General features: G+C 48.0%; 18 protein-coding genes and 1 pseudogene. 3 read left to right on the top strand and 16 right to left on the bottom strand.

Going from position 1 to position 20904, the window contains the following annotated elements:
- Positions 1-39: 39 nt before the first annotated feature.
- The 13 genes and pseudogenes from KDK19_RS22890 to brnQ form a co-directional block, all read right to left on the bottom strand.
- Positions 40-564, bottom strand: a complete 525-nt coding sequence (locus KDK19_RS22890) for a hypothetical protein (protein ID WP_257279722.1) — start codon at positions 562-564, stop codon at positions 40-42.
- 15 nt (positions 565-579) lie between these two features.
- Positions 580-879, bottom strand: a complete 300-nt coding sequence (locus tag KDK19_RS22885; RefSeq protein ID WP_257279721.1) for a hypothetical protein — start codon at positions 877-879, stop codon at positions 580-582.
- A 90-nt stretch (positions 880-969) separates the two neighbouring features.
- A pseudogene (traN, locus tag KDK19_RS24670) lies at positions 970-1176 on the bottom strand (conjugal transfer protein TraN); the annotation flags it as partial.
- 15 nt (positions 1177-1191) lie between these two features.
- Positions 1192-1338, bottom strand: a complete 147-nt coding sequence (locus KDK19_RS22880; protein WP_257279720.1) for a hypothetical protein — start codon at positions 1336-1338, stop codon at positions 1192-1194.
- Between the two features lie 255 nt (positions 1339-1593).
- Positions 1594-1722 (bottom strand): cytochrome bd-I oxidase subunit CydX, encoded by a 129-nt coding sequence (gene cydX / locus KDK19_RS22875; RefSeq protein ID WP_257279717.1) that lies wholly within the window; start codon positions 1720-1722, stop codon positions 1594-1596.
- A gap of 12 nt (positions 1723-1734) precedes the next feature.
- Positions 1735-2868 (bottom strand): cytochrome d ubiquinol oxidase subunit II, encoded by a 1134-nt coding sequence (cydB, locus tag KDK19_RS22870; RefSeq protein ID WP_257293028.1) that lies wholly within the window; start codon positions 2866-2868, stop codon positions 1735-1737.
- A gap of 13 nt (positions 2869-2881) precedes the next feature.
- Complete coding sequence (locus tag KDK19_RS22865) at positions 2882-4456, bottom strand: cytochrome ubiquinol oxidase subunit I (RefSeq protein WP_257279715.1); 1575 nt, start codon at positions 4454-4456, stop codon at positions 2882-2884.
- A 501-nt stretch (positions 4457-4957) separates the two neighbouring features.
- Positions 4958-6856 (bottom strand): hypothetical protein, encoded by a 1899-nt coding sequence (locus KDK19_RS22860; RefSeq protein ID WP_257293027.1) that lies wholly within the window; start codon positions 6854-6856, stop codon positions 4958-4960.
- 126 nt (positions 6857-6982) lie between these two features.
- On the bottom strand, positions 6983-9205 hold the full coding sequence (locus tag KDK19_RS22855) for a diguanylate cyclase (RefSeq protein ID WP_257293026.1): 2223 nt from the start codon (positions 9203-9205) through the stop codon (positions 6983-6985).
- Positions 9206-9351: 146 nt separating this feature from the next.
- On the bottom strand, positions 9352-10320 hold the full coding sequence (locus KDK19_RS22850; protein ID WP_257279712.1) for an alpha-L-glutamate ligase-like protein: 969 nt from the start codon (positions 10318-10320) through the stop codon (positions 9352-9354).
- Between the two features lie 3 nt (positions 10321-10323).
- Positions 10324-11865, bottom strand: coding sequence for a UUP1 family membrane protein (locus tag KDK19_RS22845; RefSeq protein ID WP_257279711.1), 1542 nt, complete (start codon positions 11863-11865; stop codon positions 10324-10326).
- A gap of 8 nt (positions 11866-11873) precedes the next feature.
- Positions 11874-13028, bottom strand: coding sequence for a RimK/LysX family protein (locus KDK19_RS22840; RefSeq protein WP_257279710.1), 1155 nt, complete (start codon positions 13026-13028; stop codon positions 11874-11876).
- Between the two features lie 117 nt (positions 13029-13145).
- Positions 13146-14459 carry a branched-chain amino acid transport system II carrier protein gene (gene brnQ / locus KDK19_RS22835; protein ID WP_257279709.1) on the bottom strand — a complete coding sequence of 438 codons (1314 nt, stop codon included), beginning with the start codon at positions 14457-14459 and terminating at the stop codon, positions 13146-13148.
- A gap of 259 nt (positions 14460-14718) precedes the next feature.
- Here brnQ and KDK19_RS22830 point away from each other — a divergent pair, with 259 nt between their 5' ends.
- The 3 genes from KDK19_RS22830 to KDK19_RS22820 are packed head-to-tail and all read left to right on the top strand — an operon-like array spanning position 14719 to position 17320.
- Positions 14719-15246, top strand: coding sequence for a PepSY domain-containing protein (locus KDK19_RS22830; protein WP_257279708.1), 528 nt, complete (start codon positions 14719-14721; stop codon positions 15244-15246).
- 60 nt (positions 15247-15306) lie between these two features.
- Positions 15307-15984 (top strand): response regulator transcription factor, encoded by a 678-nt coding sequence (locus KDK19_RS22825; protein ID WP_257279707.1) that lies wholly within the window; start codon positions 15307-15309, stop codon positions 15982-15984.
- On the top strand, positions 15962-17320 hold the full coding sequence (locus KDK19_RS22820; protein WP_257279706.1) for an ATP-binding protein: 1359 nt from the start codon (positions 15962-15964) through the stop codon (positions 17318-17320). The genes KDK19_RS22825 and KDK19_RS22820 overlap by 23 nt, the downstream gene beginning before the upstream one ends.
- A 43-nt stretch (positions 17321-17363) precedes the next feature.
- On the opposite strand, the gene corA is transcribed toward KDK19_RS22820, so the two are convergent.
- The 3 genes from corA to KDK19_RS22805 all read right to left on the bottom strand — a co-directional run.
- Positions 17364-18317, bottom strand: coding sequence for a magnesium/cobalt transporter CorA (gene corA, locus KDK19_RS22815; RefSeq protein ID WP_257279705.1), 954 nt, complete (start codon positions 18315-18317; stop codon positions 17364-17366).
- Positions 18318-19032: 715 nt separating this feature from the next.
- Positions 19033-20253 (bottom strand): hypothetical protein, encoded by a 1221-nt coding sequence (locus KDK19_RS22810; protein ID WP_257293025.1) that lies wholly within the window; start codon positions 20251-20253, stop codon positions 19033-19035.
- Positions 20254-20590: 337 nt separating this feature from the next.
- A partial coding sequence (locus KDK19_RS22805; protein WP_257293024.1) for a hypothetical protein occupies positions 20591-20904 on the bottom strand: 314 nt, incomplete at its 5' end.

Here is a 20904-nt window from a genome sequence, read left to right as displayed (position 1 = left end):
GATATTCTTTAGCCACATAACGAATTAAATGGGCTCCTCTCATTCCCGGTAATCAATGCCACATTGGTAGCTATTGATACCGACTAAACAGTAACAAGCCATGAATTTACTTATGACTTCATGGTTAATCATAATGGCCAGTGGCCGAACCAGAGAGGGGCGGTCTTGCCAGTGAAAATAAGCCAGAAGTCGATCTTTAATGACATCGGAGGCAAACAAAATGGGTATGTCGCCTTGCTCTGAATGAGCGACAGTGGTTTCTTCAACAATCTTGTTTCCAATAGCGAGAGGCGCGGAAGGAAACTCAACACAAATCTGCGTTGACTCATTGATAAACACGCTGCCTTGTTTAAAGAATCCTGATTCAGCCATTGCGGCTTTCAACGATTCTGAGGCGTCGTAGCTGATATTAACCATATCAATATCTCTGGTCAGGTATAGATTTTCACTGTAAATTTCAACGGCCAAACCACCCACCAAAACCACTCGAATGTCATGCTGCTTAAGATGATTGGCGACAATGGCAGCCAGTTCAATAATAAGTGTGCCACTAAAATCTGTCATGATTTAATCCTTAAATTAATGATCTCCTGGTGGGATAGCGACAGTCGGTTTGCCAGATGCTCTGGGGCGGCTTCTGGTTATGGTGAGGTTCTGGATCATGGAATCCGGATAAGCAGGTAGAGCCGACTTAAGTAGTTCTTGCAATGGTGACAGGAAAGGATATCGGGAGTTAAGCTGATATTCTCTGACCTTACCAATCAGGTGACTCACCAAAACACCATCTTCTTTAAGCCGGACAAGCTGCTTTTGCACGGAGTTTGAGGGAATTTCGTAAAATTCGGCAATGGCCTTGCCATAACCGGAGCCGCGAAGCATCAGGTATATCAGGATTTCTTCAGCTGTTTTTCGTGGAAAATGGCCGACTCCATCGCTTCATGCTGCTCAGAGTAAACCAGAATGTGAACATTATATTCTGCGGTAAAACCAGGAGCTTTTGTTTTGCATTTTTAACAATGCCAGCTGCTCACTAAGGTCAAGCTGGCTCCAGTCCACAGCGTGCAGAGTTTCAAGCACTATACCCGAGCAATCGAGATGCTCGGCGTAGCCCCAACCAGCTTTCAGTTGCTTGCTGATCTTAACTTGTAAGATGCGAGACAGGGGTGAACTGAAACAGCAGTAGCTGCGTACTCAATGCTCAATACAAGGATCTTGCTGTTGCTGAAACCGCTGGTTTGGTGAGCCAATATTGGTAGTTTCAAGAGATTTTGGTGATAAACCGGCCTCTAAACGCATACCGCAACAATCTTCAGCACTTGTTATACGTTCTTCAGCCATGAGTGTCATCAATACCAACCCTGTTTATGTATATGCAGCATATACGAAAGTGCTGTATGAATAAACAGTTACGTTTCTCGATTGTACACAGCGCACAACGGCACATTGCTGCTTTGCATCAGTGTGGCGTCATGCATTCCGAACAACTGGATCTGACCTCAGGTCAGGATTCTCAATCGTTACTTTTTTGTTGTGAATATCCAAGAACTGAAATCGAGTTTGGGAGTAACAAAGAATCACTCCCAAAGACCAACATCAATCCTTGTTGATTGGCTCCCCGGTCTCTTCATCAAAATGATCGGTGTGAAATTCATACCACATGACATTGATGATACCAAAGGCACACGCCAGAAGTACGCCCAGAATCCAGGCAAAATACCACATAGTCTGACCTCCTTAGTACAGTGAGTGCGTGTTTTCGTTAAGGTGCTCTGCTGTCATACGGCCCCATAATTTGTAGAAACACCAGATGGTGTAACCCAGAATGATGGGAACAAAGATCAGGGCAACCACTGTCATGATACCCAGCGTCAGATAACTGGACGTTGCATCCCACAGCGTCAGGCTGACGTTAGGGTGGGTGCTGGATGGCAGGATGAACGGGAACAGCGAGAACCCGGCTGTCATGATAATCCCAGCCTGAGTGATTGAGCTGCAGGCAAAGGTCAGTCCGTGAAGACGGCTTTTAGCCAGCAGGAAGACACCGATGGCTCCAGTAAAACCCATGACCGGTGCAATCAGCATAATCGGGTACTTGGTGTAATTAGCCAGCCAGATGCCCGCGTCTGCAATGTGAACCGTTTTGGTCAGTGGGTTGGCTTCGCCATTCATAACCAGACCGCTGACAACTTCAAAGCCGGGCAGATTGGCTACCCAGACACCCGCCAGTGCAAAGGTGACAATGGTTGCCAGGGCAGACAGACGAGCGACAATGCTTGCGCGTTCTTTGATCGGACTGCCAGAACGCATGCTCTGCCACACAGAGCCCTGCATCGTCAGCATAGAAACACTGACAACACCACAAAGAAGAGCAAAGGGATTCAGCAGTGAAAAGAAGCCCTGGGTAAAGCTAGAGCGCATGGTGTCGTCCAGATTAAAGCCAAAGCCCTGAAACAGGTTGCCAAAGGCTACGCCGAATACCAGAGAAGGGACTATACCGCTGATAAACAGCCCCCAGTCACAGTATTTAGTTTGCTCAGGTTTTACCTTGGAACGATAATCAAAAGCCAGAGGACGGACAATCAGTGCAAACAGAACCAGCAGCATAGCCCAGTAAAAGCCAGAGAAGGCTGTGGCATAAACGTTAGGCCAGGCCGCAAAGAGTGCGCCACCCGAAGTGATCAGCCAGACCTGGTTACCGTCCCAGTGAGGAGCGACGGCATTGATCATGATACGGCGCTCTTCGTCGGTTTTGCTCATGAAGGGCAGCAGGTTGGCGGTTCCCAGATCATACCCGTCCATTATGGCAAAGCCAATGAACAGGACACCGATCAGAACCCACCAGATGAATTTGAGAACTTCGTAGTCCATAGGGGCCTCCTTTTTATGCCTGAGCCATATCGTCGGAGCGATTGCGTTCAAAGTGATAGCGGCCGGTGTGCAGGCTGCTAGGACCTTTGCGGGCATATTTAACGATTAGGTAAATTTCGATAATGATGCAGATGCTGTAGAGCGCAGTAAAACCGATGATACTGAGCCACAGATCCATTTCTGTTCGGCTGGAAGCAGACAGGTAAGTGGGTAGAATGCCTGAAATCGACCAGGGTTGACGGCCAAACTCAGCGACGAACCAGCCCATTTCACTGGCAATGAATGGCAGTGGCAAAGCGTAGAAACAGAGTTTGAGGAATGTTGGACTATTGTACTCAGTTCTGCGGGCTGTTTTGTAGAAAGCGGTTATTAGCAGCAATAGCATCAGAACACCGAGACCCACCATGATTCTGAAGGAGAAGAACAGCGGCCATACAGTCGGTATAGCCTCTTCTGCAGCCTGCCGAACCATCTGTGGAGTGGCGTTTGGAATGTCATCGGTATAGCGACTGAGCAGCAGACCATAGCCCAGATCATCAACGACTTTATCAAACTCTCGACGGTTTTCAGGTGTGTCTTCACCGTTTTTCAGCTTTTCAAGGAGTTCGTAGGCTTTGATACCGTTATTGATTCTCTGAATCTTGTCGTCAACCAGGTCTTTGATACCCAGTACTTCAGTGTCTGTTGAGCGGGTAGCGATAATGCCCATGACGTAGGGGATTTTGATCGCATAATCCGTTCTCTGTTCTTCCTGATTGGGTAAGCCGAATACAGTAAAGGCGGCTGGCGCCGGTTCGGTATCCCACTCGGCTTCGATCGCTGCCAGCTTGACTTGCTGCACGTCACCCAGTTCATAACCGGATTCGTCGCCCAGCAAAAGCGTAGACAGGATGGATGCCAAGCCAAAGCCTGCGGCTACAGCAAATGAACGACGGGCAAAACCAATATCGCGGCCTTTCAGCATATACCAGGCACTGATCGACAGTACAAAGATGGCACCTGTTGTATATCCGGCAGAAACGGTATGAATGAATTTTACCTGAGCCACAGGATTTAGAATCAGGTCTGCGAAGTTGGTCATTTCCATGCGCATGGTTTCATAATTGAACTCTGCGCCTACCGGGTTCTGCATCCAGGCATTAGCAATGAGAATCCACATGGCCGAAAGGTTAGTACCTATTGCCATTAACCAGGTGCAGGCCAGATGCTGCACCTTACTGAGTCGGTCCCAGCCGAAGAAGAACATGCCGACAAATGTTGATTCCAGAAAGAAGGCCATCAGGGCTTCAATGGCCAGTGGAGCACCAAAAATGTCACCGACATAATGAGAGTAGTATGACCAGTTGGTTCCGAACTGGAATTCCATGGTGAGGCCAGTAGCGACACCAAGGGCAAAGTTAATACCAAATAATTTACCCCAGAATTTGGTCATATCCCGGTAGACCTGTTTGCCGGTCATAACATAGACCGACTCCATAATCGCCAGAATAAAGGTCATGCCCAGGGTCAGCGGAACAAAGAGGAAGTGATAGAGTGCTGTCATCGCGAACTGGAATCGCGATAGGTCAATGATTTCGTCTGTAATCATGGTGCTCCTCGTTAATGACAGTGTTAAATCAGATCCCTAACAGAAATCAGAAAATGTGTGCTGCCACAGAGGTCCTTTGTGATGCAGTTACCGCGCATTCAGCATAATAGATACATGTTAAATGCATGTTTATAGCCCACGCAGCGGTGCATGCTTATACGAGTCTTAGACAGGTCTGGATCAATCTATGGCTGGTTAATCAGACATGCGCACATGTTACTCGCATTTGTTACATAGATGAACCACGGTAAGAGGCAAAGTTTGATCTTTATCAAAAATGTTTTAAATACCTTATTTTTAAGGTGTTTTTTAGGGGGATAAATGCTTGATTTGTAAAAATAAAGAGTAAAAGACTGTGTGAAAACGAAACATTCTGGTTATAAGCCGGCTTTTGGGTTATAAGCGATGCTGATATCTGTAATAACTATTCATCAGTATTTCTGATCAGTTTATGGGAAATATTCACCCGTGTGATCACTGTCCGGCCGGACAAGTGATGTGTCAGCGATGAACTCTGGCAGAGCTGTATTTGCTAATGATTTTATTGGCGTTATACAGGTGGATTTGCCAATTGCTGTTGGCAGGAGGGACTTCGATAGGCGAAATATTATCCAGCGAATGGCTAGCGCTCATTGGAGTTTCGAACTGGGCAATAAATTGCAATCGTTGTAAATCGGCCTGATAGGTTTTTACCAGAAAGTTAATGGTTCTCTCACTCAGGGGAACACGATAATACCGAATCAGGTTCTGGGCCAGCTTCTCGGCACTGGCTGAGAGGTTTTTGTCAACATCTGCGGCCAGAGCTTCTCCCAGCGCTGCCTTTGTCCTGGCGCTCATACCCGGCTCAAGAAAAGCCAGGCTGGAAGCATTGGAGCTCTCAATAGCTCTCTGAATTTGTGGGTCATGAAGATGTATGTAAGGGTCAAGAATAGTTGCCACCTCGATAGCCACCTCCCTGGCACGTGTTTCTGTCAAATATCTCCGGGCAGACGACAGGGCGGGGCGATAGCTATCTTGCCTTATGCGGGATTCCTTTGAAAACGCTTCCAGACGGTTCACGACCTCCATTCTGGTATCATCGTCTAGTTCGATACTCTGCTCTGAAATAGTCAGGCTTCGTTTTAAGTTTTCTTTAGGGTTTTGCTGATAAAGTGTGGAGAGTTTTTGCCAGTACTTCAGGGCGCGTTTGAGTTTCTCACTGTCCCTTCCCTGCTTCAGGTAGGCACGATGAGCTTCATTGTAGAGTTGAATGGCTTTATCGAGTTGCTTGCGTTTTATGTTAAGGGCTATAACGTGTTTGCCGGTTTTATGGGTCAGTTCTCCGGCCTGAAGAACCTGCAAACTGAGATTGTCGAGTGACTCCCTGACCGCAGCCACTAACTTCGGGGGGCTCAGGCCGTGATCGGTAATAATGCCATTCTGGATATCAACATTATGGAGCCAGGTCGCCAGGGCCTTGAGGCGGGAGTAAACCCTGGCCCGGCTGATCCGGAAACCATTGCGTTCTTCCTCGAGCTTGTCCAGAGCCTTGGCCAGGTCCCAGCGACCGGTATACTCAATTTTAAGCCAGGAAATTTTGCGCCCGCAAATCAGCTCGAAGCATAATATGAGTATTTCCTCGACATCGTGAAGGGTCATTATTTCTTCATTGTCCCGCTCACTGGCAGTGAGAATCCGCTCAATGAACAGAGGCTCCCTGGTTTGTCCTTCATGGGGTCTGGCCACGATACCGCTTAATCTGTTTTTGAGCGCCTGGGCTATGCGCGGGTGAAGTTCTTTGAGTTCGTTATGATAACGCTCCGTGTCTTCGGAGACTTCGTGGACAATGTCACGCATTCTATGATAAAGGCCGGCCCTGCGGAATATTTCAATCTGTTCAGCCTTGCGGGCCAGATCAGGGTCACCCGTAATATCTTCAATGGCTGCTGATATCCATTCCGGGCCAAGATCGAACTTTTGCAAAAGAATACCGGCAGAGTGGATGCGACGTGCATCTTTGGCCATATTACGTTGGGCCAGGTCGCGCACTACATAAATGACTTCGGGAATTCGGTCGATGATGCTGAGCAGGTTGTTTTTGTCTTGATTGATCCGTCGGCCGTGGGTAACGTCGTAAATCAGCTTGGTGAACAGACCCAGACCAATGGCAACAATGGAATAGCCAACGAAATAAAGGGTTCTGTCCAACGGCATCATGGTGCCGTAGGCAATATAGTAGCCTGCAAAGGCGGCCAGAAGTGTGACCGGACCTGCAGTCCAGGCGTACTGCATTACAGTGACACTCCAGGGCTCCTGATGAGGAGCGCGTGCCACTTTCTCCAGCCAGTTCAAATCGCGTTCTTCAAGCTGGAGTTCGTCATCATTCCGTTGCTGTCGCCAGCGACTGAAAGGGGCGGTCATTGTCGTATATTTCGCTTTTTTTGGCAGGGGAGCACTTCTTAATTCTAAAGTCTCAGTATGATGGTTCAGTATATGTAGATTTACGTCTTAGGATAAGCGTTTTGTAATCTCTTATCTCGCGAGCTGTTAACCTTTCTCTGGTTCATGAGCCGATAGCCGCATATCTGCACAGGAAGATGCCCGACAGACTCTGTTCTTGCCCAAGTGCTTGGCCTGATACAAGGCGTCGTCTGCTTCTTTCAGTATTTTATCGAGAGTGTTGGTCTGCGGACCGGTGGCAGCAATCCCCAGGCTGATGCTCAGTGGAATAGGGCCACCTTCATAAAGTAATGCTGAGTTTCTGAGTCGCTCAGCGATCTGAACGCCCCAGACTGCGTCTGTGTAGGGCAGGAGAACGACAAATTCCTCACCGCCGTAGCGGGCAATCAGGTCCTGTTGACGAAGCTCTTTTCGTAGTCGACTGGCCATGTCAGAGAGAACCCTGTCGCCCGCTGGGTGGCCGAAACGGTCATTGATCTGCTTGAAGTCATCGATATCTATGAAAATCAGGCAGGACTGAGAATTTTTGCGAGCAGGGTGGTGAAGCAGCTCTGAGGCCTCATTGGTAAAAGCTCTGCGATTCAGAATACCCGTCAGTGGATCAAGACTGGCTTGCAGTTTCCAGAAGCGAGCCTGCTGATTGGCCTGAAACAGGGTTCGGGCATGGGTGCTGATGTTGGTTATCTGCTGCCATTTCAAGGATTTCCCGGGCTGGCTTCCCGGTGAGACTACCAGTAGAGTATGGTGGTTTTCTTCGGTGTGAAGCAAAAATATCCAGTATTTAACGCCGTTACGATCTTCAAGCCGGATATGGTGCTCTTGCTCTGAGCCAATGATATCCGTTAGCTCATCTTCAATAGTCTCAATACTGCTTTTTAGAATCCGGGCGGCTTTGGGGTAATGGCTGCTAACACCCCATTGATCTTTATTTTTAACCAATATCATAGAGGGTGTTCCGGGCATTACCGCATCCAGAGTTGCCAGGATGCGTTTTCGAATGGCCCTTTCATCCGCGAGGGCATTGTTGGCGGGCTGAAGGTGTTTCCGCAGGGCGAGATCAAAGACTTGTCGCTTATCGGTGTAGTTGTTGACCAGGTTGATTGAGATAGCCTGACGATTCTTATGTTTGCGGTTAACCCAGTAAAGGCCGGTAATCAGCATGGATTGCAGAGCAATTAATGCCAGTTCTGCCTGACTGGGTATGACTCTGGGCCAGTCCTTTGAGACCCAGCTGCTGAATAAGGCAAGGAACAGTGTGGTCGTGACCGGTAAAGCCAGTTTGGCAGGTCTTACACCCTGAGAAAAAATGGTCAGCAGGCTGGCAGTGAGGAGGACTGCGGCCAGAGCGATCAATAAAAATGCCCCATTGAGTAACAAGATTTGTTGTGTGACGAAGAAGCTGAGAGTGAATCCGACCGACAGGCAGCAAAGCCAGAGTATCAGTCTGTCTGCCTTGGGAGTGAAGAGCGCCAGCAAGCCAAGATTTTTGTAGCAGCCCAGAGCCGAAGCAAGGCTGATGACTGCCACGGTCAGTACCCAGAATCCGGGATTCCCGACTCCTTTGATTATCCAGAAAATGTTGCCTTGGTATAATACAACCAGTGAAGTGGTAGCCAGCAGATGTGCAGCAAGCAACAGGTATGATGGGTGTCGGGTGTAGATCATCGCGGCCGCTGTAACGATGAGAAAAAGCAGAAGCAGTGCCAGTAATGAAGCTGAAAAGGCTTGGTTCTTGTACTCATCCAGCATATAGAGTGACTGTGGCCAGAGGCTGGGATTCAATCTGTTAGGCTCTGCGTTGTCCACCCGTAAATAAATATCGTGAATCTTGTTATCAGGCAGAATAAGTTTCAGAACTCTGGGGTCTGAATTGCGGTTATGACCGCTAATGCCCAATGAAGTCATTCGATAACCTTTTTCGGAAGGTGTGAACACATCGAGTTTTTTGTGAGGGGTTCTTCTGAATACCAGCAACCAGTCAGAATTAAGAGAGTGGTTCAGGTTCAGGCGGAGCTTGTACCAGCGATCACTGGTTTCGGGGTGTTTACCAGTCAGAATTGCTTTCGGTGCTGAAACCGGGGTCAGGAAGCCGGCCAGTTTAACCGGTCCAGCCTCTGAAGATTCTGCAACAGCAGTCGCCCGGGCAGTCTGACTGACAACAAAGGTCAGCAGAATGACCAGTAAAGTCCTGATGGAGATGACTGTTCTTTGCGAACAGAATGAGTAGATCATTAGAACCTGCAATTCAGGCAGTCCTCCATGACGAAGTGACAGCTTTTCATTTTTATTAGGGTTGATTCTTAAATCCATTCACTCTTTAAACGATTGTGACACAGACAAGGTCTTCAGGCCAAGGAGGGAAGGCGGTCTCATCACTCAGTTAACTTATCAGTGATGTTTTTGATGAATGGTTTGAGAAGCGTACATCAGGGCGCTGAGCCCTGATGTAGTGGAGATTACATGGCAAAGTGCTCTTTAGAGAATGCGACTTTCTCTTTAATAGGCATATTCCAGTTGGGCAGAGACTCTATCAGCTCCAGGCGGGGCTGGATGCCACGGTCATTGGCGATCTGGATGGCCAGACCGGGACGGGCATTGAGTTCAAGGATCAGTGGACCATCCCTTTCATCCAGAACAATGTCCACGCCCAGATATCCCAATCCAGTCATGTCATAACAGGCTGAAGTCAGCTTGAGCAGTTTGTCCCAGTGAGGTACTTCCAGTTTTTCAAAGCTGTGACCCGTGTCAGGATGCTGATTAATCGGCAGATCAAACTGAACGGCTCTCAAGCTTTTGCCGGAAGCTATGTCCAGACCCACTCCAACGGCTCCCTGGTGCAGGTTGGCCTTGCCATCGGAAGCCCGGGTGGCCAGACGCAACATACCCATGACGGGAAAGCCCCGGAAAACAATCATACGGATGTCCGGTACGCCTTCAAAGCTGTAGTCATTGAATACCGGATCTGCCACAATCAGGCTCTCAATCATGGCTACATCACTTTTACCACCAAGGCTGTAAAGGCCTCCCAGAATATTGGAAACATGGCGGTTGATGTCTTCAAATTCCAGGGTGTCGCCACTGGCTTTTACATACCTCGCACCATCGCGACCCACGATGACCAGGATGCCCTTGCCGCCACTGCCCTGGGCTGGCTTGATCACGAAACTGTTGTGTTCTTCAAGCAGGATGCTCAGATTTTTAATATCGTGCTGGTATTCCACAATACCCAGCAGTTTGGGGACGTCTACATTGGCTTTTTCTGCCATCCTTTTGGTGGTGAGTTTATCGTCCACCTGGGGGAGCAGTTTGCGGGGATTGTATTTAATAACATAATCCAGGTTGCGCATGTTCATGCTGAGAATTCCAGCCTCGTGGAGGCTGGAAGGGCTGGCAAAACTGCGGAAAAACCGTTTGATGAACTCCATGGGTTAACCTCCAACCAGAGGCTTGAAGCGACGAAGTTCCAATAGACGGTAGCCGGTGTATTGGCCTAACATCAGAGTCAGACCCAGTACGGTCAGCAATAGCTCCGGGAAGTTATAGGTCAGGTGTTCAACCAGTGGATTGGACATCAGCAGGTAACTCATAGTGGCCACCAGCAGGCTGCCAGAGCCTTCAATCAGAACGTCTTTCGGGCCTTCTTCTTCCCAGAGGATAGACATCCTCTCAATGGTCCATGCCAGAATAATCATCGGGAAGAAGGTGACGGTCAGAGCTTGGGTAATCCCCATCTTCCAGCTGAGTACACTCATAACTCCCATTATGCCTATAACGACGATGATGACCGCCGCCAATCGCGCGACAAGGAGCATATTGAGCTGACTCAATATCGAGCGTATCCAGAGGCCGATGGAAACAATGGTGACAAAGATAATCAGACCTGGTAGTAACTGGGTTTCCAGGAAGGCCACGGAGATCAGGACGGGCATAAAGGTTCCTGAGGTTCTCAGGCCGACCAGGATGCGCATAATCAGTACGACCAGAGTACCAATGGGAATCAGCAGAATACTCTTGAAGGCATTTTGAACTTCCAGGGGCAGGGCGTAGATAGAGAAATCGACCAGGGCTGCATTGTCAGCTCGAGAAGTTTCAATGGCCAGATCCCTTGTGGGCTCGTTCTGGGAAATCATAGAAAAGGAGACCCGGGACGCTGTCCCACCCATGACATCCAGCAAGGATTTGCCACCGCGTTGCCAGAGGAAGAAGTTTTCCGGGTTGCCGGATACACCGGTTTCAGGATCAAAGAGTACCCAACCGTCATTGGTATAGACTTCCAGCATCTCTACTATGGGCTGACGACGCCTGCCGTCTTCAAGGTAAAGGCCTCGAACAACCCGGGCCGGAATATCGGCCATGGAGAGCATCTCGATCAGCAGATTGGTGAGTTCAGCACGGCTATCAATCATGCTCAAGAGCATGTTGGTATTCTGGCTGGGCTGTTGGGCTATAAATTCCTTGATCAGCGTGCCTGTAAAACTTCGACTATCAGCGGATCGTTCTTTCACCTGTTCCAGTAATGAGTCTGCGGCGGTCTGGTAGGGTTCTGGCAGTGAAGGTTTAGCTTTTAGTGTGTCGTCGTCCTCTTCAACAGGAGGAGCCAAAGGTTCCACCAGCTGTCGGTCCGGATGCAGGCTCACCTTGTAAAACAGGCTCTGTTTACCGCTGGCCTTGCGGATGCTCCACTCTGCGCGACGTTGCCCTTCCTCATCATATTGGTTAATGCCATAGCCCGGAGAAGCAAAAGACTCATTTAGAATACGAAAACCGGATTGCTGATCGGGCAGGGTCAGGGATGCCTTGGCAGGTCCACCGTCAGCCTTGAATTGTATCTCAGCCTCAACACTCCAGACGGTGGTGGTTTCTCCCCGGGTTAAGGGGAACCCCAGGGCAAAGTGTTTGTATAAAGTCAGGCCCAGACCTGCTGTGATCAAAATGACCACCGCCAGACTGAGTTGAAAACGTCCTTTCATTCAAAACCTCACTTTTTTGTTTCGGCAATATTTTGCCGGGCAACATCAACCAGAGCCGTATTGCTCAGGAGTCTTTCACCAATAAGGATTGGGTATTCGAAGCCGGTGCGGTTGGTCAGAGTAAATTCAACATTCTTCGAGATCTGTCCCAATGTAATGGGAATAAAGACAGTGACTCGGTCCTGGTTTGCCAGACCGCCATGTCGTTTGATTGAAACTTCACGATGAACCTTGCGCTCAAAGGTCTGGCTTTTGCCATCATTGACAACCTTGAAGCGAACCCACTTTTCACCATTCTTGGTGAAATATTTAATATCTGTGGCATTGATAGAAGACGTTTTTGCGCCTGTATCAATACGTGCCTTGAATGCGTTCTTGAATCCTTTGATATGTACCTGCTCAAGCTCGCCTAACAAAGCAAGACCACTGACATCCACTGGCCTGTCGATCTGTTTCTTTACTCTCAGTTTGTCGTCAGCTGGAACCTTGACGGTCACTGTATCGAGCACTTTCTCGTTTGCGATGTATTTCTTGCCAACATTGGCGATGGCCATATCCTTGAGAAAATCGCGACCAATAAGCAGCGGGAATTCAAAACGAGCTCTGTCGTTCAATGAGACATCCAGGTTCTGGGTAATATCGCCGACCTTGATGTTCATGTTGACAACATAACGAGTCTGGGACTTTTCCTCACCCGGAACCTTGATCTGGATGGTGTCTTTGACGGGCAGTTCCAGAGAGACATTGCCCTTGCTGGTTCTGGGGAGATCAAAGCGAACCCACTTTTTGCCATCCCGTTCAAAGTTCTTAATGTTTCTGGCATCAATCGAGGAGCGTCCTGCACCGGTATCGATCTTGGCATTCATTTCCAGACCGTATTCTGTGAGAGTGCCTATCTCTGCAAAACCCAGAACCAGTTTTCCCCCAACACGGGCAGGAGTCTGAACCAGTTGTTGTTTGACAGAAATGGTATCCGGGAAAGGAGGCTTGGAAGGTTTATTGCCTTGCTCTTCTTCTGTTTTATGTTCTGGATCGGTTGCTGCGGTTTCAGTCTTAGAGGTCTTTTGACTGTCCTTAGTCTGAGCAGGTTGTTGCAGCACCTGGCAGCCAGTCAGAGCGGATATCATCAGGATAACCGCGGGTAATGCCGGAAAACGGGTCATGGGTAAGCTACTTATTTATACATAAAATGAGTGAATGGTAGCCGCGATGGTCTATCGCAAGTCGAGCAGCTTACTTGATGTTTGGTTACTTGCCAAGACGTTGGTCTAATGAACAGGTTACGATAACGTAATGCGTTTACCAATCAGGCAGGACAGCACAACAGTCACTGCAAAGGGCACAACCCAGCTTAAGTTAAAGTCGTACCCTGGCAGAGACTGAAAAGGCGTTAACAGGTGTCTTGCAATAGGATGGCTTAAACCCTTACTGGCATCAACCAGGCTGAGTAAGAAGGTGACAAGGAGAGTAGCCCTGTATACCAGTTGAGGGTTGGGCATGAGGCTCCTGATCAGCCCCAGAAGAATCAAGGCAATAGAGACCGGGTAAAGTATGAGCAAGACAGGGATAAACAGTTCGATCATCTGGTTCAGGTTAAGGTTTGCAAACATCATGCAGGAGAAACTGATGGTGGCGACAATTGCCTTGTAATTGAGTTTTTCAGAGAGATCACAGAAATACTTCGAAGCAGCAGTGATCAAACCAATTGCGGTAGTTAGACAGGCCAGTGTCACGACTGTTGCAAGCAGTACATTGCCATAGATACCAAACAGCTTGTGGACATAAACGGATAAAATCTGGCCGCCGTTTTCCGGTTGCGGGATGACTTCGCGGCTCTGGGCACCCAGATTGAAGAGAGACAGGTAGACCAGCGCCAGTCCGAAAGCCGCTATACAGCCCGTTATGACAGAATATCTGACCAGGGCGCCGGGTGAAGTAATGCCGTGAGATTTCAGATTGGTGATGATGACAATGCCGAACAACAGTGCAGCCAGGGCGTCCATCGTCATGTAGCCTTCAAGAAACCCTCGAAAGAAAGGATTCTCCAGATATCCGTTCATGGGTTCACCGGCTTCTCCCATAGGGGAGATGATTGGGGAGACGCCAAGAACCACCAGTAACAGAATAAGGGCTGGTGTAATGATCTTGCCAACTGATTCAAGTAATTTGCCCGGATACAGGCTGAGGTACCAGGCAATTCCAAAGAAAATGATGCTGTATGCCAGCCTGGAAATGCTATCAGGCTCTTCCAAAAACGGGATGACACCCATTTCATAAGCAACAAGGCCGGTTCTTGGCACACCATAAATCGGGACAACAATGATGTAGATAAAACAACCCATCAGGACAATCGCGCTGCGCGGCAGTTCACGGGTGATCTCATTAAAGCCTCCTCCAACCCTGGAAATCATGACTACGGCCAGTAGAGGTAGAAGAACACCTGTTATCAGAAACCCGGCAGCTGCAAGCCAGACCTGGGTACCAGCCAGTTGACCTGCTAATGGAGGAAATATGAGATTGCCCGCGCCAAGGAACATGGCGAAGGTCATGAACCCCATACCAACAATATTCTGAAGGCTTAATCGGTGCTTCATGCGTCAGGTTCTGCCTTTGTTGAATGTTTATCTGGTCAGAAGCAGATGTCCATCTCCAGTCCCGGGAGACGAACGGTTTTTGCACTAAACAAACAGTATGGACGCAATTTCGGAAAGTGGTAGTCTGATCTGCCCTTTGGCTGGAATTTATTCAAGATGAGCAGAAGATTAACTTTTGTTAATCTTCTGCTCATTGGGTCTTCATTATAGGGTGGTTATCCTTCGCGATTATTCACTCATTTTTTTACAGGTTAGTCTCATGGGGTTGCTAAAAGAGGCCATTCTGAGCCTTTTTATGGTATCAACCGCCGTTCTGGCAGGCCAGGATGATGTCGTGCTGCAACTGGCCATCGAAAATGCCAAAATCAAGCCGGAACAGGCCATTATGCAAATTGCTGACCGCTATCCCGGGCACCTCAGTGAATTTGGAATCGATGATGAAGATGGCTCAATGGTTTATGAGTTCACGATTATTGATCCTGAAGACAGCGTTGAGCTGGAGGTCATTATGGATGCCGAGTCTGGCAAGATTTGGCTTGATGACAAGGACAGTGTCTCCAGCAAGGCGCTAAAGCGTAAAAAGTACCAACTGCTGATGAACAGTGGCATGACCTTGAAGAAGGCCATTGATGAAGCGAAAAAGATTGTTCCGGGACAGCTTTTGGAGGCAGAGCTTGAACAAGAGAAGGGCATTGTTTTTTTTGAAATTGAGTTGTTGACAGATAAGGGGGTGCGCAAGGTCATTGTGGATTTACAGTCTGGCAAGCCGATTCCGGTAACCCGATAATGATTGAGCTTTTGATGCCTTCCGTCATGGACGGAACAGACTGTTTGCAGGTGTGGTGATATGAAGTTGCTTGTGGTTGAGGACGACCAGACAACCCGTGAATACATTGCTAAGGGATTCACGGAGCATGGCTGGACCGTGGATCTGGTTGACAATGGCCGGGATGGTCTGTTTATGGCGTTGGGTGAACGCTACGATATCATTGTTCTGGACCGGATGCTGCCCCAGATGGAAGGGCTTAAAGTGCTGGCGGCACTGCGAGCCGCTGAAAACCAGACACCGGTTATCATCCTCAGTGCTCTCGATGGTGTTGATGAACGCATTAAAGGTTTGAAGCAGGGGGGAGATGATTACCTTTGCAAACCTTTCTCTTTTGGTGAACTCCTGGTAAGGGCAGAAATCCTGACACGCAGGGGGCATTTCAAAGAAGCTGAAAATACTCTGGCTATCTCTGATCTTGAAGTGGATTTATTGTCCAGGCGTGTAATCAAAAACCAGATGGAAGTCAATCTTCAGCCGAGAGAGTTCCAACTTCTGCGCTTTCTTCTTGAGCATAAAGGTCAGGTGATCTCCAGAACCATGCTGTTTGAATCCGTGTGGGATTATCACTTTGATCCGGGCAGCAACATTATTGATGTGCATGTCGCTAAATTGAGGAAAAAGCTGGATTCTGCCGGAGGGGTAGCCCTGATTCAGACCGTGAGAGGAGCGGGTTATGTTCTCCGTGAGCCGGCTTAACCCTCTGGGTCGGTTACAAAGATCCTCACTGCTACGTTACACCTTACTGCATACGGCTATTGTCCTGATACTGTGCGGATCAGCGCTTTGGTTGGTGAAGGACTATAGTCTGGGGTTCTACCAGAAACGGCAAGATCAGTTTGTTCTGGAACAGCTCAATTCTCTGGCATCCTTGGCCAAAAGCCAGTCAGAAAGTGAGTTCAGTCTGGCCGTTCGTCAGCTGGCAGAGAAAAGCCGGCAAGCACTGGTGGTGTATAAAAGCGCCGAAGGCTACCAGGGTAATCTGAATTATCTGCCTGAAACCGTCCCGCTGTCCCCGGCCATGGGCAGTTTCTGGATACTGGGAGATTCGGTGTTGGGAGACGGTCGCTTTCAGAGGGTGAGGGGGAGTCGTATCAACAGTCGCTGGGGGCCTCTGGTACTGGCCTACAACTCTTCAGACTTTAACCTGTTTGCCTCTCGTTTCACGCTGGCCTTTTATATTGCAATGGTACTGGTTTTGCTGGTGGGGCTATTGACCGGATTTCTATTTTCAAAAAAAGTACTGGCACGGCTTCGTGGAATCAATCAGGTGACTGCAACAGTCAGTGAAGGTCAGTTAGCAGCCAGGGTTCCAGTCACTGAAAAAGGTGATGAGTTTGATGAGCTGGCGGGCCATATCAATCAAATGCTTGAGCAGATTGAAGACTCAGTAGAAGCTATAGCAACGGTAACCAGCAGTATTGCTCATGATCTCAGAACACCGCTATCCCGACTGAGGATCAAGTTGGATGGATACCATTTAAATGGCGGTGCTGGTGTTGAGGATATTCTTGAGGCCCAGGCTGAGCTTGATACCATTCTGCATACCTTCAATGCCATGCTTGAGCTCAGCAAACTGGAATATAGGCATGGACATCTTGAATTTGTCCCTTGTGACCTGACCGAAATAGGCGCGGAGGTTGTTGAGCTGGCTGAGCCTCTGGCAGAAGCCAGTGAGCAGTCTTTAATGCTTGAAGTGCAGCAGAATCTGGTTGTTCAGGGGAATCACCAGTTGCTATTCAGAATTCTTTTTAATCTGGTTGAGAATGCCATCAAGTACTCCCATGAAGGGAGTGAGATCAAAATTCGTGTTGATCAGAATTCGGTATCAGTGATTGACCAGGGGGCAGGTATTCCGGAATCAGAATATGAAAAGGTATTCCAGAGGCTTTATCGGCTTGATCAGAGTCGGACAACACCCGGTCACGGATTGGGTTTGTCGCTGGTTAAAGTGGTCGCTGAAAGGCATAACGCCAGCATCAGTTTTGGGAAAGATGAACAATCCTTTGCCGTTAGACTGACATTTCAGAAATAAGAGTAAAGCCTGCCATCTGACAGGCTACAGCTTGACAGAGCTTCTATAACCAGCCTTTTCGTTTAAAGAACACATAGGTGCCAAGGGCACTCGCTAACATCAAAATCAGGGCTAGAGGGTATCCCCAGCTGGCATTGAGCTCCGGCATTACTTTGAAGTTCATACCATAGATACTGGCAATAAGGGTAGGTGGCAGGAACATAACGGCTGCTACGGAGAATATCTTAATGATATTGTTCTGCTCCAGGTTGATGAAACCCATGGTGGCATCCATCAGGAAGTTGATCTTGTCAAAGAGAAAGCCCGTGTGGGGTGTCAGGGAGTCAATATCACGCAGAATGTCTCGTACCTGGTCGACCTGTCCGTCATCCAGCTTGTGACGGCAGTTTTTCAGGATGTATCCAAGGCAGCGCTGGCTGTCCAGCAGATTAAGACGAACTTTGCCGTTTATATCTTCCTGCAGGGTAATATTTTTCAACAGGTCATCGACGTCAGTGTCATCATCAGAAAGAGCATGCTGACTGGTGGCTTCGAGATTCTCGTAAACTTCTTCCAGAGTGTCAGCCAGAAACTGAACTTTAGTATCAAACAAAGCGATCAAGATATCGATCGGTGTTCGTGCCTTGATGTGTTGAAGTTTCAGATAGTTCCTCATTAATCGGAAAAGGGCAGTAGGTTCATCCTGAAGTGTAACCAGCTGGTCGTCACGAAGGTTGAAAGCAACGTTGATGCTGCGAAACTCCTGACCCGCCTGATGGGGGAAAATAGAACGAATATGAAAACCTGTCTCACTTTCAAAAAATCGAGAAGAGGCTTCAATTTCGTACAGTGCATCTTCGTCTTCTATAAATCCCGGACACTCCTGTTTCAGCCACTCATCTTCACTGTCTTCCAATTCAACAAGGTCTAGCCAGAGGGTATTTTCAGGAAGCACCATATCGGTCTGTATGCGGGTGATGCAGTACTGCTCGGTATCACGGTGATAAGCGTTGATCATAAATACAGACCCTGATAGCAATTCTGGTTTCCGGCGTCTGTTGGACTTAAGCTTTCAAATTGTCTCAAATCCATCAGGCCCATTAGGGAAGGGTCGCTCTATTGTACAGATAGATGCACCTTAGTCCAGCCATGATCCGGGTCTGAGAGGCAATAGAATTATCCATCAAAGTACAGTCGCAGGTCTTGTTAGACTTTTTACCGGGCAGGAACATCGGGACAGTTCTGCTCAGCAGGCTCTAAAGTCATCATTACCAGTCGATGTTAATTCAAGGGGCTGATCTTGGGTAGAAGGGGTGACATAGTAATTGGCAACCCTCAACCGTTTTAAACTCCCGGCTTTCAGCACCATCATCGGATAATATCCCGAAGGGTTACTTTTGTAATTTTAATCAGAAGCTCTAAAGTGGTTAATCCATTGTAAAAAGATGCTTTTTATTGAGAAGGACTCTGAATATAACAACGCTTAGTCAGCCATTCCGCATGAGTCATGGACGTTGCAGAGAAAATAAAAGGACAGCTGAAAATTAAAATCATTCCTTTAGACTTTAGACTTTAGACTTTAGACTTTAGACTTTAGACTTTAGACTTTAGACCATCTTCATCTATACCGGACCGCTGAGATGGGGAAGCAATCGGTTTGCCGCCCCGGGTAAAGTTAATCTGAATTCTAAGAAGTCGCTGGTGGTCTTTTCAATAAGATCGTTAACGGCTTCCTATAGTTTGGTCTCGCGAGTGTCTGTATCCGAAGGCTCGAAAGAGGTCTGCCTGCTGATGGGACAGATTTCTATTTGGTATGGGCCAGACCATTGCTGATTTCGATTATCGAACCAGGTTTTTAGCTGGTCGGCATTCACTGCTTTCGACGTCCAGATGTTAAAGCTCACCGTCTGGCTGGTTTCCCCCAGACTGTACGACACCAGATCATACCCTCCTGTGTATTGCAGCATGAGCCTTATCTGCTGCAATCTGTCGATGTCCAATATGCTTGAGTCCGAGTCAAAGGTGAAACTCACCTGAAACTGGTTTGTAAAGCGAGTGTGGCTGAAAAATAAGGCAGCAAGAGCCGAGCCGAAAAGTCCAGAGGTCAGGCATCCGGCTCCAAATTTAGTCATTCCTGCACCAAACCCGGCACCGGAACTTATTCCTGTTATACACAGAGCACCCAGAACCGCATACTTTCCACGGGACCACGACGGATTTACTACGGAGTCACATACCTGGTTACCACCACATGAGCACTGCATCAGACAGTTGTGCTCTAGCGCTTCCGGGTCACTTACAAAAATGCCACATCGAGGATATGGCTGGCAGGCATACATTTCGTCAGCTTCCATAGCAACCAGACTGGCGAATAAGCGGACAAGCGTCTGCAGCTGATTTGATGGAATATGAATGACCGGAACACTTGCAGCACTCTCTATTCTTTCCAGGAAAGCAGTAACTGTGGCAGTCCCGGTTGGCAGTTTGTAGACAGAATGTTTCGAAACAGCAGCGGGTTGAGAGGTTAAGGGTCGATCAGAAGCACGGGAGGGCGCTGTAGCTGACGAAGAAACGACTTCAATTGCCCGAGAGACTGGCAAGCCCCCGACGGCTCCACATTCTTGATTTTCATCGGCAGCGGGTGTCAATCCAAGGGTTTGTCTCTGAGCGGAAGGTTTGGTCTCGGAAATGGGTAACCCGCCAATTGTTTTAGGTTTCCGGGTTTTAGCATTATCACTGGACAGCAACCCGGAAGATGGCTCCTGATCTTCTTGCGTTCCCGATGCTTCATCTACTTCGGTATCAGGGTCTATGGATAGGTAGAGTTTGACGGTTGTCTGGGGCGATTCAAAATTAAGAACGTAATGGTCGGCTGCTGAAACCATCGGAGCCAGCAGGAGCCACGTTGAAATGATAAAGGTCCATAATATTTCGATACTAAAAAGTTTTTTCATAATCACACCTGTTAATCAGAAGCTTTAAAATAGTTAATCTGCTGGAAAAAGGTGCGTTTTATTTAGAATATTTCCGACTATGAGAACGCTTGATCGGCCATTGCTTCTAAAGAATCAAATAAATAATAGGGATACCCAAAAATAAGGCTTTTTTTTAGACTTTCATACCGAAAAAAATATCGAGACAATTCAGGTCGGCTTTGATTTTACTTTACGGACGCTTTTCAGGATCTCTTGAAGGGGTAGCTTAATCTTTCTCTCCTGGCAGGCCACTTTTATTGATAATGGAGATAGGCAAGCAAATGGCCTGAGGTTCTTTATAGAGTTAATCTAAATTCTAAAATCTGGTTTCGCATTCAATTGTATGGGGCGGCACGCTGATGGACGAGACCTCTATTTGAAAAAGGTCAGCCCATTGATGATTACGACTTTCGAGCCAGGTTCTTAGCTGGTTGTCATCCACTGCACTGGGCATCCGGACATTAAATACCAGTGTTTGGCTATTGTGGTGTTCGTTTAATCTGAACGATACCAATTCATAACCCCCTGTGCATTTCAGCATGATTTCTATTAGCTGCAAACTATAGATTTCCAGCTTGCTCGAGCTAAATGTGAAGCCCACCTGAAACTGCCTTGGAAAGCGAGTATAAC

Origin of the sequence: Endozoicomonas sp. ONNA1 (assembly GCF_024606325.1) — a bacterium.
GTDB lineage: Bacteria > Pseudomonadota > Gammaproteobacteria > Pseudomonadales > Endozoicomonadaceae > Endozoicomonas_A.
This window is presented reverse-complemented; position numbering and strand designations above follow the sequence as displayed.

Excerpts from the sequence above, each read along its gene's own strand:
- KDK19_RS22830 (WP_257279708.1), top strand. The coding sequence starts at position 14,719 with ATGGGGTTGCTAAAAGAGGCCATTCTGAGCCTTTTTATGGTATCAACC.
- KDK19_RS22865 (WP_257279715.1), bottom strand. The coding sequence starts at position 4,456 with ATGATTACAGACGAAATCATTGACCTATCGCGATTCCAGTTCGCGATG.
- KDK19_RS22890 (WP_257279722.1), bottom strand. The coding sequence starts at position 564 with ATGACAGATTTTAGTGGCACACTTATTATTGAACTGGCTGCCATTGTC.
- KDK19_RS22880 (WP_257279720.1), bottom strand. The coding sequence starts at position 1,338 with ATGGCTGAAGAACGTATAACAAGTGCTGAAGATTGTTGCGGTATGCGT.
- KDK19_RS22810 (WP_257293025.1), bottom strand. The coding sequence starts at position 20,253 with ATGAAAAAACTTTTTAGTATCGAAATATTATGGACCTTTATCATTTCA.
- KDK19_RS22840 (WP_257279710.1), bottom strand. The coding sequence starts at position 13,028 with ATGACCCGTTTTCCGGCATTACCCGCGGTTATCCTGATGATATCCGCT.
- cydX (WP_257279717.1), bottom strand. The coding sequence starts at position 1,722 with ATGTGGTATTTTGCCTGGATTCTGGGCGTACTTCTGGCGTGTGCCTTT.
- KDK19_RS22825 (WP_257279707.1), top strand. The coding sequence starts at position 15,307 with ATGAAGTTGCTTGTGGTTGAGGACGACCAGACAACCCGTGAATACATT.
- KDK19_RS22885 (WP_257279721.1), bottom strand. The coding sequence starts at position 879 with ATGCTTCGCGGCTCCGGTTATGGCAAGGCCATTGCCGAATTTTACGAA.
- corA (WP_257279705.1), bottom strand. The coding sequence starts at position 18,317 with ATGATCAACGCTTATCACCGTGATACCGAGCAGTACTGCATCACCCGC.
- brnQ (WP_257279709.1), bottom strand. The coding sequence starts at position 14,459 with ATGAAGCACCGATTAAGCCTTCAGAATATTGTTGGTATGGGGTTCATG.
- cydB (WP_257293028.1), bottom strand. The coding sequence starts at position 2,868 with ATGGACTACGAAGTTCTCAAATTCATCTGGTGGGTTCTGATCGGTGTC.
- KDK19_RS22820 (WP_257279706.1), top strand. The coding sequence starts at position 15,962 with ATGTTCTCCGTGAGCCGGCTTAACCCTCTGGGTCGGTTACAAAGATCC.
- KDK19_RS22860 (WP_257293027.1), bottom strand. The coding sequence starts at position 6,856 with ATGACCGCCCCTTTCAGTCGCTGGCGACAGCAACGGAATGATGACGAA.
- KDK19_RS22855 (WP_257293026.1), bottom strand. The coding sequence starts at position 9,205 with ATGGATTTAAGAATCAACCCTAATAAAAATGAAAAGCTGTCACTTCGT.
- KDK19_RS22845 (WP_257279711.1), bottom strand. The coding sequence starts at position 11,865 with ATGAAAGGACGTTTTCAACTCAGTCTGGCGGTGGTCATTTTGATCACA.
- KDK19_RS22850 (WP_257279712.1), bottom strand. The coding sequence starts at position 10,320 with ATGGAGTTCATCAAACGGTTTTTCCGCAGTTTTGCCAGCCCTTCCAGC.